Annotated in this window: 14 protein-coding genes; 12 read left to right on the forward strand and 2 right to left on the reverse strand. The window is 75.2% G+C overall.

Features of this window, described 5'->3' with window-relative positions; genetic code table 11:
• Positions 1-50: 50 nt before the first annotated feature.
• The 4 genes from ACFYYW_RS25595 to ACFYYW_RS25610 all read left to right on the forward strand — a co-directional run bounded on the left by ACFYYW_RS25595 (position 51) and on the right by ACFYYW_RS25610 (position 3,560).
• Positions 51-1,028: an MvdC/MvdD family ATP grasp protein gene (locus ACFYYW_RS25595; RefSeq protein WP_387652164.1), complete on the forward strand. Its 978-nt coding sequence runs from the start codon at positions 51-53 to the stop codon at positions 1,026-1,028.
• Positions 1,025-1,993 (forward strand): TIGR04500 family putative peptide maturation system protein, encoded by a 969-nt coding sequence (locus tag ACFYYW_RS25600; protein ID WP_387652166.1) that lies wholly within the window; start codon positions 1,025-1,027, stop codon positions 1,991-1,993. Before ACFYYW_RS25595 ends, ACFYYW_RS25600 begins: the two co-directional genes overlap by 4 nt.
• Before the next feature lie 88 nt (positions 1,994-2,081).
• Positions 2,082-3,260, forward strand: a complete 1,179-nt coding sequence (locus tag ACFYYW_RS25605) for an SMI1/KNR4 family protein (RefSeq protein ID WP_387652168.1) — start codon at positions 2,082-2,084, stop codon at positions 3,258-3,260.
• Between the two features lie 168 nt (positions 3,261-3,428).
• Positions 3,429-3,560, forward strand: coding sequence for a bacteriocin (locus tag ACFYYW_RS25610; protein WP_352322135.1), 132 nt, complete (start codon positions 3,429-3,431; stop codon positions 3,558-3,560).
• A 56-nt stretch (positions 3,561-3,616) separates the two neighbouring features.
• Here ACFYYW_RS25610 and ACFYYW_RS25615 read toward each other — a convergent pair whose 3' ends face one another.
• Positions 3,617-4,060 (reverse strand): PaaI family thioesterase, encoded by a 444-nt coding sequence (locus ACFYYW_RS25615; protein ID WP_387652171.1) that lies wholly within the window; start codon positions 4,058-4,060, stop codon positions 3,617-3,619.
• Between the two features lie 51 nt (positions 4,061-4,111).
• Complete coding sequence (locus ACFYYW_RS25620) at positions 4,112-6,055, reverse strand: BTAD domain-containing putative transcriptional regulator (protein ID WP_387652173.1); 1,944 nt, start codon at positions 6,053-6,055, stop codon at positions 4,112-4,114.
• A 78-nt stretch (positions 6,056-6,133) separates the two neighbouring features.
• Here ACFYYW_RS25620 and ACFYYW_RS25625 point away from each other — a divergent pair, with 78 nt between their 5' ends.
• The 8 genes from ACFYYW_RS25625 (at position 6,134) to ACFYYW_RS25660 (ending at position 13,581) form a co-directional block, all read left to right on the forward strand.
• Complete coding sequence (locus tag ACFYYW_RS25625; protein WP_387652175.1) at positions 6,134-7,006, forward strand: alpha/beta fold hydrolase; 873 nt, start codon at positions 6,134-6,136, stop codon at positions 7,004-7,006.
• Between the two features lie 156 nt (positions 7,007-7,162).
• Positions 7,163-8,185 carry an oxidoreductase gene (locus ACFYYW_RS25630; protein ID WP_387652177.1) on the forward strand — a complete coding sequence of 341 codons (1,023 nt, stop codon included), beginning with the start codon at positions 7,163-7,165 and terminating at the stop codon, positions 8,183-8,185.
• Positions 8,166-9,014 (forward strand): sugar phosphate isomerase/epimerase family protein, encoded by an 849-nt coding sequence (locus tag ACFYYW_RS25635; RefSeq protein WP_387652179.1) that lies wholly within the window; start codon positions 8,166-8,168, stop codon positions 9,012-9,014. Before ACFYYW_RS25630 ends, ACFYYW_RS25635 begins: the two co-directional genes overlap by 20 nt.
• Positions 9,004-10,290 carry a M20/M25/M40 family metallo-hydrolase gene (locus ACFYYW_RS25640; RefSeq protein ID WP_387652181.1) on the forward strand — a complete coding sequence of 429 codons (1,287 nt, stop codon included), beginning with the start codon at positions 9,004-9,006 and terminating at the stop codon, positions 10,288-10,290. The genes ACFYYW_RS25635 and ACFYYW_RS25640 overlap by 11 nt, the downstream gene beginning before the upstream one ends.
• A complete protein-coding gene (locus tag ACFYYW_RS25645) occupies positions 10,287-11,510 on the forward strand; it encodes an Ldh family oxidoreductase (protein ID WP_387652183.1) in 1,224 nt (407 codons plus the stop codon). Before ACFYYW_RS25640 ends, ACFYYW_RS25645 begins: the two co-directional genes overlap by 4 nt.
• The gene (locus tag ACFYYW_RS25650) at positions 11,507-12,427 is read left to right on the forward strand and encodes a Gfo/Idh/MocA family protein (protein ID WP_387652185.1); all 921 of its coding nucleotides are present in this window, start codon (positions 11,507-11,509) and stop codon (positions 12,425-12,427) included. Before ACFYYW_RS25645 ends, ACFYYW_RS25650 begins: the two co-directional genes overlap by 4 nt.
• Positions 12,424-12,882 (forward strand): DUF6917 domain-containing protein, encoded by a 459-nt coding sequence (locus tag ACFYYW_RS25655; protein ID WP_352322150.1) that lies wholly within the window; start codon positions 12,424-12,426, stop codon positions 12,880-12,882. Before ACFYYW_RS25650 ends, ACFYYW_RS25655 begins: the two co-directional genes overlap by 4 nt.
• A 171-nt stretch (positions 12,883-13,053) precedes the next feature.
• A complete protein-coding gene (locus ACFYYW_RS25660) occupies positions 13,054-13,581 on the forward strand; it encodes an EF-hand domain-containing protein (RefSeq protein ID WP_364419783.1) in 528 nt (175 codons plus the stop codon).
• Positions 13,582-13,632 lie beyond the last annotated feature (51 nt).

The raw sequence follows: 13,632 nt of genomic DNA on the forward strand, positions 1-13,632 counted from the left end.
GGTCGCGTGGGAGGGGAGCCCGCTTCCCTCCCACGCGGCTGGGGGGACACGTGCTACTGATTCTGAGCGAGCCCGGCGACGCGACCGTCGACCTGGTCCTGCCCAAGCTGAAGGCCCGGGGCGCGGACGTCCTGTGGTGGGATCCGGGCGAGTACCCGTCCGCCGCCCGGCTGACCGCGCGCTTCGGCGCCGACGGTGAGGAACTGGTCCTGACCAGGGACGGGCAGGTCTTCGACCTCTCCGGCACGACGGCCGTCTGGACCCGGCGCCCCGGACGCCCGCGCGCCGCGGACGACGTCACCGCCGATGACCTCCGGGCGCGGGTGGGCGAGTTGTCGGAGTGGTTCACCGACGGCTTCTGGGACCTGCTGGACGCGCGCTGGCTGCCGGCCCGCCAACCGGTGCTGCGCAGGGCGCACAACAAACTGGTCCACCTGGCCCTGGCCCGGCGGCTGGGCTTCGCCGTGCCGCGGACGGTGATCACCAACGACCCGTCCGAGCTGGTGCCCGCCTACGAACACGCGGACGGGCGGCTGATCGCCAAGGCGATGGAGCACACCCTGTTCGAGATCGACGGCGGCGCGCACGCGGTCTACACGACCGTGGTCACCCGGCGGTCGCTCGGCGGCCGGGGGCGGATCGTCCACGAGCCGGTCATCCTGCAGCCGTACGTGCCCAAGGCGGTGGAGCTGCGGGTCACCGTGGTCGGACGGCAGGTGTTCACCGCCGAGATCGCCTCCCAGGACTCGCCGCGCACCCGCGACGACTGGCGTCACTACGACTTCGCCCGCGCCCGCCACAGCGTGCACCGCCTGCCCGACGACGTCGCCCGCCGCTGCGTCGACCTGGTCGCCGCGCTCGGCCTGTCCTTCGGGGCGATCGACCTCATCCTCACCCCCGACGGGGAGTACGTCTTCCTGGAGATCAACCCCAACGGCCAGTGGGCCTGGATCGAAGACCTGACCGGCCTGCCCATCAGCGACGCCGTCGCCGACTGGCTCACCACCGGAGAAACGGACGCGCAATGACTCAGCTCTCCCTCGGGCCGGCCCTCGAAAGCGGCGTGAACCTGCTGCGGGGGCTGACCCGCCGGCGTTCGGCCGTGGAGGAGGCCCGCCGCACCGCCGCCGCCTGGGCCCAGGCGCACCCGCGGCTCGGCGCGCAGCTCGTGACGAGCCCGCGTCCCGGCTCGCCGGTCGTCGACTACGACCTGCTGCTCGACCACCCGTCGGGCGGCACCATCATGCTCGGCGTGCAGGCCGAGGACGGCACGTCCTGGCTGGTCGACCACTCGACCCACTGGGCCGCCGGCTACGTGCTGACCGTGGACGGGACGCACGTGTCGGTGTCCGAGGCGATGCTCATGCTGCGTTCGCTGGCGCGTCCCGGGATGTCGCCGCAGGAGGAGCTGGTCCGGTTCTGCGTGCTGCGCAACGCCGCCCAGCAGGAGGAGGTCGGCCTGGCCGACGTCCAGGCCGCCGCGGACGGGTTCCGCAGGCGGCGCGGCCTGCTCGGCCACGACACGATGGCGGAATGGCTGGACCGGATGGGCATGAGCGCCGAGGCGTTCCACGACCACATGACGATGACCGCCAAGGACCAGCGGTTCCGCGCCCGGAAGCGGGCCGAGCTGGCTCCGGCGTACCTCGACCGCCATCGTGACCGGTTCGCCCGGGTACGGGCGGCCTGGGTGCTGGCGGACGACCCGGTCGAGCCCGCCGAGCTCGACGGGCCGCTCGCCGGCCGCTGGGACCTGCGGCTGACCAGGGCCCGGACGTGGGCGGGCGAGCTGCCCGTACCGCTGCGGGAGGTGCCGGCCGGCGGCGCCGCCGGCCCGGTCCCCTACGAGGGGGGCTTCCTGACCGGCCAGGTCGTCGAACGGCAGGAGGCCGTGGCGGACGAGGCCACGCTGAAGGCCGCCGGCGAGGCCGCCTTCGACGAATGGGTCGCCGACGCCGCCCGGGAGGCCCGGATCACCTGGCACTGGCTCTGACGCGTCCGGCGCCCTCCGCGCCGGGCCATTTGGAGTGATTTCTCCGGGCATGTCGGTGCCTTCGGGTACTGTGCCGCACGTGCGGCGGATGATCACCTCTCGGGGTTTGTGGTGGGCGCTCGCGGCGGCGGCCGTGGCGGTGGCGGCGGCCGTGTTCCTCCGCCGCTCGCGAACGCCGTACCCCGCCCTGCCCGACGAGCGTCCTGCTCCGGACGGACCGCCTCCCGAGCGGGACGCCCCGCCGCCGTGGCCGCCCGTCCCCATCCTCGGCACGCCGACGAAGGCGGACATCGAGCGCTACGCCACCAGACCGGCCGGCTTCTTCGACAGACCGGCCGTCGCCGCCTTCTTCGCCCAGGCCCAGCCGCTCGACGGCCCCACCCGGCGACGCCTGAACCGCTGGGCCATGGTGGCACTGGCGGTCGTCCTGCTGGCCGGGGGCGCGCAGGTCCTGGAGTCGGCGGTGTTCTCCAAGGGCGACCACTCGACCGAGGAACACTTCGGCAGCTGCGCCCCGGCCTACGCGAACGCCGGCGTCCGCTGCGTGGTGGACACGGACATCGAAGGGGGACCGGCCGCGGAGGCGGTCACAGGCGAGCAGCAGCCCGCCGAGTCCCAGGATCCGCCTCTCGCCCAGGAGGCCGTGGACGCCGACTGCCGTCCACGGACGGCCGAGCCGCACGTACGCGCGATCAACCCCAAGGTCACCCGCGCGGTGAACCGGCAGTGGCGGCGGATCGAGACCTGGCTCAAGGCCAACGCCCCCAAGAGCCACCGCACGCTCGGCAGGCCGGGAAGGGCCAGGACCATCGCGGTCGCCGAGGCCCAGACGGGCCTGTCCTTCCCCGACGACCTGCGGGCCTCGCTGCTGCGCCACGACGGGGCCGCCGTCACCGAGGCGACCTGGCCCTTCGGGTTCCTGGGCAACGTGAACGGGACCGTCCGCCAGATCCGGGACGCATGGCGCGGCCTGTGCAAGATCGACGCCACCGACGACTCGGACGACCCCCGCACCGAATGGTGGGACGGACGCATGATCCCCGTCGGCTTCGACGGCATGGGCAACAGCCTGGTGATCGACTCCGTACGCCGTGACGTCGGCGAGACCGACCACGAGGGCGACATGAGCTTCACCCCCGGCGGGATCCGCATCCGCTCCTACCACGCCCTGCTGAAGGCGACCGCCGACGCCCTGGAGACCGGCGGAACCGTCGGCTACTGGAAGCCCGAGGCGGTCGCCGGCGAACTGGAGTGGCACATCCCCTGACCCACCCACCTGCCCCGCCCGCAGTGGCGGTGGCCGCCGCCTGGCCGCTCGTTCAGTGACGCGCAAGCGGGCACGCCGCCCGCGCCTAGTGATCGCCAAGACGTCCCCAAGTGCCTCCTGCGACCGTGAGTGCGCGACATTCACCACGACAGAGGGGGACGTTCCCAGATGAACGGCTTCGAGACCGGCGCCCGCGAGCTCGACGACAACGAGCTCGCCGCCGTCACCGGCGGCATGTGGGCCAACTACGACTGGATGAACTACGACTGGCGCGACGCCGTCATCGACGCCCTGCCGTAACCACGCCGCACACCGCCGGGGCCGCCTCACGCAGGGGCCCCGGCCACGCGCCGCGATCAGGGCCGGCGCATCGTCCGGATCACGACGGTCGCGGTCGCCGTGGCCACGACGTCGCCCCCGGGGCCGAGGAGTTCGCCGGCGAGGAAGCAGACGTCCTTGCCGCGCCTGACCACGCGCCCCCGCCCGACGAGCCGCCCGGGCCGCGCCGGACGCAGGAACTGCACATGGAGGTCGAGGGTCGGCGCGAACTGACCCTCCGGCAGCGTCGCCACCAGCGCGGGCCCCAGCGTGTCGTCGAGCATCGCGGCCAGGAAGCCGCCCTGGACCACGCCGACCGGGTTGGCGAACTGCTCGCCCGCCCGGAACGCCACCTCGATCGTGCCCGTCTCCGGATCGACCTCGACCAGCTCCCAGCCGAGCAGCGCCGCCGCCGGCGGTGGCGGAGCCTTTCCCGCGACCATGTCCCAGAACATTCCGCGCCTGTCCGCGTGCGTGGTCATGCCCGCCATTGAACAGCCCGCCACCGACAGTCCGGCGGCCCCGAGGCGTGGCTAGTCCCCGAGCTCGGCGAGGAAGGCGGCGACCGGGCCCAGCGTGATCAGCCCGCTGCCCGCCCCGGCCAGCTCCGCCGCGGCGGGTGCGAGCGCCTGGCGGGCGCGGGCCGCCGCCCGCCGGTCGCCGACCGCGACGGCGGCCCTCGCGGCCAGGCACCACATGGCCTCCAGCAGCAGGTCGGGGGGTGGCTCCGGGATCCGGCCGACCGCCTCGGCGGCCTCCGCGTCCCGCCCCTCCGCCAGCAGGACGAGCGGCCGCACCCACGGCTCGTACGGCCCCCACTCCACGTCGCCCCGATCGGCCTCGCCCAGGACCGGCAGGCCGTGCCGCACCCGTACGGACAGCAGGGCGAGCGGCAGCAGCCCCCGCGCCAGCCCCGGCATGCCGACGTCGTCCAGCCGGGCCGCGGCCGCCCGGTAGGCCGCCTCCTCCTCGGCCGCCGGCACCTGCCCGCCGGCCGCCTTCCGCACCACCCGGTACCAGTCGGTGAACACGCTGACCAGCGGCAGCTCGTTCCGTTCCGCCAGCCGGTCGGCGGCGGCCGCGTGCCGGTCGGCGCCCTCGAAGTCGCCGAGCGCCCCCAGCGCCTGGACGCGCACGAGATGCCCGAGCACCTCGTACGTCACCAGCCCGTGCCGCGACGACAACGCCACCAGCTCGGCCCCGATCCGGGCCCGGTAGGAGGCCAGCCCCGCCCGCTCGAACGCCTGCATGAACACCCCGTTGAGGGCGAACGCCAGCAGCGCCGGGTCGTCGAGATGACGGGCGATGCGCTCGGCCTCGGCGGCGGCCACCGGGCCGCGGGCCGACCGGGTGCCGCGCGACTCGACGGCGATCGTGGCCAGCAGCCGCGCCCGCGCCGCCTCGGGCGCGGCGGGCGGCAGGCCGGCCAGGGCCCGTTCCGCCGCGGCGACGACCTGGGCCGCCTGCTCGGGATCGTCCGACCGGGTCCAGATCGCCGGGACGTCGTAGGCGCCGATCACCCGGGCCGTCAGCTCCGGGTCGCCCAGCTCCTCGGCCGCCGCGATGGCCGCCGTACGGTGGCCGCGCGCCGCCTCCAGGCCGCCGCCGCCGGTCACCGCGAGGTTGCGCAGCAGGCCGACCGTCGACTCCAGCCGCGCCCGGGCCCCGGCCCCCACCGTGCGGTCGTACGCCTCGGCCGCCTGCGCCCACACCTGGGCCGTGGCGTCGGCGGGCGCGGCGAGGCCGCGGTCCTGGTGCAGGATGTCCGACTCCAGGCGGCGCAGCCGGGGCCCGGGGTCCACGCCGAGATGCTCGGCCAGCAGCGTCCGCGCCCGGCGCAGCACCGCCAGGGCGTCGCCCTGGCGTCCGGTGCGGTAGAGGGCGAGGGCGAGCAGCCGCCAGGCGTCCTCCCGCCAGGGGTGCTCGGCGACGTGCGAGTCCAGGTCGGGGACGGCTTCGGCGGCCCGGCCGAGTGCCAGTTGCGCCTCGGCCCGGCGTTCGACGGCGTGCAGCCGCAGCTCGGTCAGGCGGGCACGTTCGGCGCGGGCCCAATGCTCGTCGGCGAACTCGGCGTAGGCCGGGCCGCGCCACCAGCCGAGCGCCTCCGTCAGCCGGGCCGGTTCCGGCGGGCCGGCGGTCACGGCCTGCTCGAAGCGCCAGGCGTCGACGGCGTCGGGCGCGGCGCGCAGGGCGTACCCGGGGCCCTCGGTGACCAGCAGCCGGGCGGGGGCGCGCGGCGGGCGCGCGGGCTCCAGCGCCCGGCGCAGGGCGGCCACGAACGTGCGCACCGCGCCCACCGCGTCCGGCGGCGGATCGTCCCACAGGTCAGCCACCAGCCGCGTCACCGGGACGACCCGGCGCCGGGCGACGATCAGACGGGCCAGCACGGCGCGGTGCCGCGGCCCCTTCAGCGGGATCGGCTCGCCCTCGTCGTCCCAGGCCACCACCGGCCCCAGCACCCCGAACACACTCCCCATCCTTCCTGCTCACCGGATGCTCATCCGCCCCCGGCACGCTGGGAACCGAACCGGTCACCCATCGAAGGAGGGCACCTCATGACCATCCCCGGATTCGACCACCGCCGCGTGACCGTCGCCGACGGCGTCACGCTGCACGCCGCCGTCGGCGGCTCGGGCAGCCCCATTGTGCTGCTGCACGGCTTCCCGCAGACCCACCTGATGTGGCGGCACGTCGCCGCCGACCTGGCCGCGGACCACACCGTCATCTGCCCCGACCTGCGCGGTTACGGCGCCAGCGACAAACCGGCCGAGACCGGCCCGGACGTCTACTCCAAGCGGACCATGGCCGCCGACGTGGTGGCCCTGGCCGCGGCTCTCGGCCACGAGCGCTTCGCCCTGGCCGGGCATGACCGCGGCGCGCTGGTCGCCTTCCGCGCCGGTCTCGACCACCCGGCGGCGATCACCCACCTGGCCTGCCTCGACGTGCTGCCGACCCTCGACATGTGGGACGTCATGCGCGGCGTCACCGCCGCCGTCGGCTTCCACCTCTACCTCATGGCCCAGCCGCCCGGCCTGCCCGAGCAGCTGATCGGCGCGAGCCCGGACGCCTTCTTCGGCCACTTCCTCGACCTGTGGACCAACGACCCGGCGGCGATCCCGGCCGACGTCCGGGCCGCGTACCTGGACGCCTGCCGGGCCGCCGTGCCGTCGATCGTGGCGGACTACCGCGCCTCGGCCGGGATCGACGTCGAGCACGACCGCGCCGACCTGGCCGCGGGCAACCGGCTGGGCATGCCGGTGACCGTGCTCCAGCAGGACTGGGGCGCCGCCCTCGGGTACGACGCCGCGGCGGTGTGGCGGGCCTGGGCGCCCGACCTGCGGCACAACACGGTCACGAGCGGACATTTCATGGCCGAGGAGTCTCCCGCCGAGATCGCCCGCGCGCTCCGCGAGCTCGTGGCCCGGTAGCCGCCCTCCTGGTCAGGGGCCGTCTCGTAACTTAAAGTAATTGACATGTCACGGTAAGTTATTCGACAATGGCAGCGCCAAATGAGGTCGTCCTTCCGGCGGGAAAAGTACGGGCCGGAAAGCCGAGCACGCGACGGAGTAGAGGCGCTCGCCAGCATGTTGCACGCATTCATCGTCGGGATGGGCAGATCCGGCGCAGGGCTGCATCTGCCGTCCCTGGCCAAGGTGCGCGAGGCGGCCCCCGGGCTGCTGGCGCCCGACCCGGTCGTCGTCCTCGATCCCCTCCTGCCGCCCGGCGGCGTGCGGGGAGCGGTGACGGCCGGGTCGCCCGAGGAGGCCGCCGCGCTGGCTCCGCCCGACCGGACCGTCGTGCACCTGTGCACCCCGCCGCACGTCAGGGCCGGGATGCTGGCCCGGCTGGCGCCGCTCGGCTACCGCAAGTTCATCGTGGAGAAGCCGCTCGCGCTCGACCTGGTCGGGCTGGCCGCCGTGGCCCGGGTGCGCCGGCGCTGGGGCCTCGACCTCACGGTCGCCACCCACTGGCTCGACAGCACGCTCACCGGCCGGCTGCGGGCGGCGATGCGCGCCGAGGAGTTCGGCCCGCTGCGGCAGATCCGGGTCGTGCAGAACAAGCCCAGGTTCACCCGCAGCGCGGCGCGTCCCGACGCCACCACGGCCTTCGACATCGAGATGCCGCACGCGCTCGCCGTGGTGCTCAGCCTGGCCGGCGGCGCCCGGATCTCGGCGGCGTCCTGGGAGGACATGGTCACCGAACGCCTGCGGCTGCCCCGGCTCGGCCGGGCCAGGCTGCGGCTCGACCACTACTCCGGCGTGCGCACGGAGATCGACTCCGACCTGACCTCGCCCGTCCGGGAGCGGCGCATCACCCTGCACTTCGAACGCGGCACGCTCACCGGCCACTACCCGTGCAGCGACGCCGACCACACCGCCCAGCTCAGGGTGGCCACGGCCGAGGGCGAACGGCGCACGGTGTTCACCGACGACGCCCTGCCCGCCTTCCTGCTGGCCGCCTACCGCCGCTACGCCCGCGCCCGCCGCTCGCCCGGCGCGCTGCCCGTCCAGGTCGACGCCGTGCGGCTGCTCACCGAGGCCAAACACCTGTGCGCGGCGCACGAGCCGGGGCGTGAGGAGGCGCCGCGTGCAGGCACCACCTCCTGAGCTGGCCGGCATCGGCGACGAGGCCGCCCCCGACCTCGACGGCCAGCTCGCCGCCGTGGGGGAGCTGGGCTGGAACCGGCTGGAGCTGCGCACGGTCGACGGCGTGCCGGTCGCCGCGCTCGGCGAGCGGGCGTTCCGGCGCGCGGCGCGGCGGTTGCGCGAGGCGCGGGTCGAGGTCGTCGCGATCGCCTCGAAGATCGGCGACTGGTCGCGGCCGGTGACCGGCGACTTCGCGCTCGACCTCGCCGAGCTCGACGTGCTGGCCCGCCGCTGCCCGCTGCTGGGGACGCGGCTGGTGCGGATCATGTCCTTCCCCTCGGGCGGCCTGCCCGAGCCCGAGTGGGGGCGAAGGGTCCGCCACCGGCTGCGCGAGCTGGCCCGCCGGGCCGAGGACGCCGGCCTGCTGCTGGTCCACGAGAACTGCGCCGGCTGGGCGGGCGACCGCGCCGACCGCATGCTGGACCTGGTCACCGGGATCGGCAGCCCGGCGCTGCGGCTGCTGTTCGACATCGGCAACGGCGTCGCCCACGGCTACCCGGCGGCCCCGATGCTGCGCGAGGTCGTCCCGTACGTCGCGCACGTCCACGTCAAGGACGCCGTCACCGGGCCCGGCGGCGAGGTCGTCTACGTGCTGCCCGGCGAGGGGCGGGCGGGCGTCGCCGAGTGCCTGCGCCTGCTGGCCGCCCACGGTTACGCCGGCGCCCTGTCCATCGAGCCGCACCTGCGGCTGCGCCCCCACCTCGACGACCCGGGCGCCGGCGACCGGGCCGCCTTCGTCCGGTACGGGCGGGCGCTGGAACGGCTGGTGGGGCAGGTCGATGGACATTGACGCCGTGCCCCTCGACGCGGCGGAGCACGACCTGCTGCTGAGGCTGCTGCGGCTGCCCACGGCCGGCCCGCTGGAGACCGGACCGGCCGGGCCGCCGCCGCGGCTGCGCGAGGCCCAGGAGCAGTACGCGCGGGCCGCCGCGCCGCTCGGCTTCCGCACCGTGCGGCACACCTCGGTGCGCCCGGCCGAGCTGGACCGCGCCGACGTCCCCGCGCCCGTGCGCGAGGCCCTCGGCCTGCCCGGCTTCCTGGACGCCCAGCCCAGTCTGGTGCTGCGGCTGGGCCCCGGCCTCCCGGCGTCCCGCACGGTGATGTTCAACGTGCATCTCGACACGGTCGCCGGCGGCGGACCGGCCGGCTTCGACGGCGAGCGGTTCCACGGCCGCGGCGCGATCGACGCCAAGGGCCCGGCCGTCGCGCTGCTGGCCGGGCTGCGGGCGGCCCGCGCGTGCCGGCCGGCCATCGGGCGCGAGGTCGGGGTGCTGATCCAGGCCGTGGCGGGCGAGGAGGGCGGGGCCATGGGCGTGCTCGGCACCCGTCCGCTCGTCGAACGCGGCTACGTCGGGCGGCTCAACGTCTTCTGCGAGCCCACCGGCGTACGGTTCCTGACGCGCAGCACGGCCGCCGCGACCGCGCGGATCGTGGTGGACGGCGACCACGCCGTGGACGACCGCCCGGCCGCCGGGCACAACGCCACGGTCCTGCTCGGCTTCCTGGCCCAGCACCTGGCCAGGGCGCTCGACCCGGACACCGTGTGCGTGGCGGGCCTGCACACCGGCACCCGCCACAACCAGGTGTACGGCCGCGGCTCCCTCCTGCTCAACCTGCCCTACGCCACCCCCGCCACCGGCCGCCGCCTGGAACGGGACCTCGCGCGCGCTCTGGACGACGGGCTCGCGGCCTTCGCGGCAGCCTTCGGCGGCACCGCCCTGTTCGCCAGAACCGCCCGCGACGCCAGGGCGGTCACCCGGCTGGAGTGGCGCAAGCGCGGCCTGCCCGTGCTCGACGACCGCGACGCCTGGGGGCACGCGCTCCTGCGCGACCGGGCCGGGATCCCGCCCTGGCCCGCCGGAGAACCGGCGTTCACCTGCGACGCCATCTGGATGGCGGGCGTCGGGGGCGCGTGCACGGTCGTCCTGGGGCCGGGCGACCTGGCCGGCAACAACGCCCATGCCGAAGGGGAGTTCGCGCGGGCCGCCGAACTCGCCGGGTTCGCCGCCGCCGTGGCCCGGCTGATGATCGCCTTCACCGACGACAGGATTGGACGAGGAGCATGAACCCCACCGCCTCACCCGCGACGGACGCACCGCCCGCGCAACCGTACCCGCCGGTCCCGGCAGGCGCACCGCCCGCGCAGCCGTACCCGCCGGTCCCGGCAGTCCCGGCAGCCGCCCGGCCGGCGCGGGCCGCCGTACGGGTGCGCCACGACGACCTGCTGGACTTCGTCGCCGCCGTGTTCACCACCCGCGGCCTGGCCCCGGAACGCGCCCGCGAGGCCGCCGCCGCATTGTGTTACGGCGACCTCGTCGGCATGACCTCGCACGGCCTGGCCAACCTGACCCGGCTCTACCTGCCGCTGTTCGACGAGGGGCGGGCCGATCCGCTGGCCGAGCCGTCCGTGCTGGCCGACCGGGGCGCGGCCGTGCTGCTCGACGCCGATCGCGCCCTGGGCCTGTGGGCCGCCGGCCTGGCCATGGAGATCGCCGCGGGCCGGGCCTCGACGTACGGCGTCGGCATGGTCTCCGTGCGCGGGGGCACCCATTTCGGCTGCGCCGGGCACCACGCGCTGCGCGCGGTCGAGTACGGCATGGTCGGCGTCATCGCCGGCAACTGCGGCCGCCAGCGCATCGCCAGGCCGCCCGGCGGCGCGGTGGCGATGCTGGGCACCAACCCGATCAGCGTCGCGGCCCCCGCCGGCGGGCATCCGCCGTTCGTGCTGGACATGAGCACCACCGCCATGCCCACCGGACGGGTCAGGCAGGCCGCGCGGCACGGCGCCGAGCTGCCCGAAGGGGTGCTGGCCGGCGACGACGGCGCTCCCGTGACCGACGCGGCGGCGTTCGACGAGGGGCGGGCGCACCTGCTCTGGCTGGGCGGCCAGGCGGGGCAGTACAAGGGCTTCGGGCTGGGGGTGGCGGTCGAGGTGCTGGCCGCGCTGGTGTCCGGCGCGGGTCTCGGCGCCCACCCCGACGCCCACGACGGCGACGGCGGCCCGAGCGGGCGCGACGACGACATCGGCTTCCTGGCCCTGGCCGTCGCGCCGGGGGCGCTGCGCGAGGGCGTGGAGGGCGACGCGGCCACGATGTTCGGCGCGCTGCTCGGCTGCCCGCCCGCCGACCCCGCCTCGCCGGTGAGCTATCCCGGCTGGCACGAGCATCGCCGGGCCGAGGAACACCGGCGCTCGGGCGTCCCGCTCGGCCCGGACCTGTACGACGAGCTGGCCGCCCTCGCCGCCGCCACAGGGCTCGACGCCCCCGCCCCGGTGGTGGCGCGGTGAGCGCCCGGCTGCGCGTCGCGGTCATCGGGCTCGGCGTGATCTCGCGGTTCTACCTGGCGGCCCTGCACAGCTCGCCCGGGCTGCGGCTGGCCGCGGTGTGCGACACCGATCCGCGCGTCCTGGAGGGGCATCGTGTCCCCGGCTACCGCGACCACGTCCGGCTGCTGGAGGAGGAACGGCCCGACGCCGTCGTGGTCACCGTCCCCAACGACCTGCACGCCCGGGTCTGCGCCGACGCGCTGGAGCGGCGCGTCCCGGTCTGCGTGGAGAAGCCGCTCGCCCTCGACGCCGCGCAGGGCAGGCGGCTCGCGGACCTGGCCGCGAGCTCGGGCGTGCCGCTGTTCACCGCCTTCCACCGGCGCTACAACTCCGCCGTCGGACGGCTGCGCGCGGCGTGCGCGGGCGCCCGCGTCGAGGAGCTGACCGTGCGCTACCTGGAACGCATCGAGGAGCACGCCGGCGACGACTCCTGGTACCTGGACGCACGGCGCTGCGGCGGCGGCTGCGTCGCCGACAACGGCCCCAACGCCTACGACCTGGTGGACCTGCTGCTCGGCCCGGCGCACGTCGTCTCCGCGCACGTCGACCGGGACGCGGCGGGAGCCGACCGGCAGGCGGACGTCGAGCTGCGCGCCGGCACGGCCCGCGCGCGGGTCCTGCTCGACTGGTCCTACCCGGGCGAGCGCAAGGACCTGGAGGTGCGCCTGGCCGACGGCCGCTCCCTGTACGCCGACATGCTGGCCGGCCACTCCGGCTTCAAGAACTCCCTGTGGCACGAGTACGAGGGCGTGCTGGCCGCGTTCGAACGCTCGGTGCGCTACGGCACCCCCGACGGCGAGGGCGGCCTGCCCGCCCTGCGCTTCGTCGAGGACGTCTACCGCCTGGAGAAGGCCGGCGCCGGACGGGGTGCCGCGTGAACCCCGACGAGGACGGCCCCAAGACCGCGGTCACCGGGACCCTGCTCAAGGTGCTGGTGCACCGCAGGCAGGACCGCGGCATGCGGCTCGAACCGTACGCCAGCCGGTGCGTGCGCGCCGGCGAGGTGCACGAGCTGGTCGCCACCGACCACACCGAGACCGACGCGGGCGCCCGGATCGACCGGGTCGCCTTCCTGGGCTTCGCCGAGATCGTCGCGGCCGGCGTGCTGGACCGGGGCGACGAGGTGTGGATCGGCGGGCGCCGGGTCGGGGTGCTGCTCGGCTTCGACGGCTGCCACCTGCCCAACCACTACAACGTGCTGATCCACAGCGATCCCGCGGTCACCGGACGGGAGCTGGGACTCATGCCGGGCGAGCCGCTGGTGTTCAGCCAGGCCCTCCCGGAGGGCCCCGAAGAGGGCGGCGCCCGCGTCCTCCGCTGGCCTCTGCTGTAGAAGCTTTCGATTACTTTCCGTGACCTCTGGTTTACCTTCAGTCACTCAGGGTAATGTGTTGATTGCGCACAGTAGTGGGAATCACTCGTTTTCGAGCCCACTAGAGGTCGCGTCCCTCCCCCCGATGATCCCCACGACGGCGGGCGGGCGCGTGTCACGAAAGGACAGACAATGGCTGCGGGCACCAAGACGACCAGCCGGCTGGAAGAGCGCTTCCGGCTCTGGGACAACGACGGCTCCGGCGCGATCGAGCGCTCCGACTTCGAGAACGAGGCCGACGGCATCATCGAGGGCCTGGGCGTGCAGGGGACGCCGCAGGCGCACCAGCTGAAGCAGGCGTACCTGGCGATGTTCGACCACCTCGCGGGGGCGGTGGGCGCGTCGCGGCTCGACCAGGCGCAGTTCCTCCAGGCCGCCGAGCGCGAGATCATCAGCAGGGGCGACGACGGGTTCGCCCAGGTCGTCGGCCCGACCATCCAGGCCATCGTCAACGTCCTCGACCGTGACAACGACGGCGAGGTCGACTCCTCCGAGATGGCCAAGTGGTTCGCGGCCATCGGGCTCGACGGCGAGGTCGCCGCCGAGGCCTTCCGGCAGATGGACACCGACGGCACCGGCAGACTCTCCGTCGACGAGCTGGTCGCCGCCGTCCGCGACTACCACCTCGGCAAGAACGACATCCCTCTGCTCGGCAGGTGACCTAGGCCCGAGCAGGCCGAAGGGTCGCCCAGAGCCGCTGTCTCCGGGGCG

The sequence above is a fragment of the Nonomuraea sp. NPDC001831 genome (genome assembly GCF_042892035.1).
In the GTDB taxonomy this organism is placed as follows: Bacteria; Actinomycetota; Actinomycetes; order Streptosporangiales; family Streptosporangiaceae; genus Nonomuraea.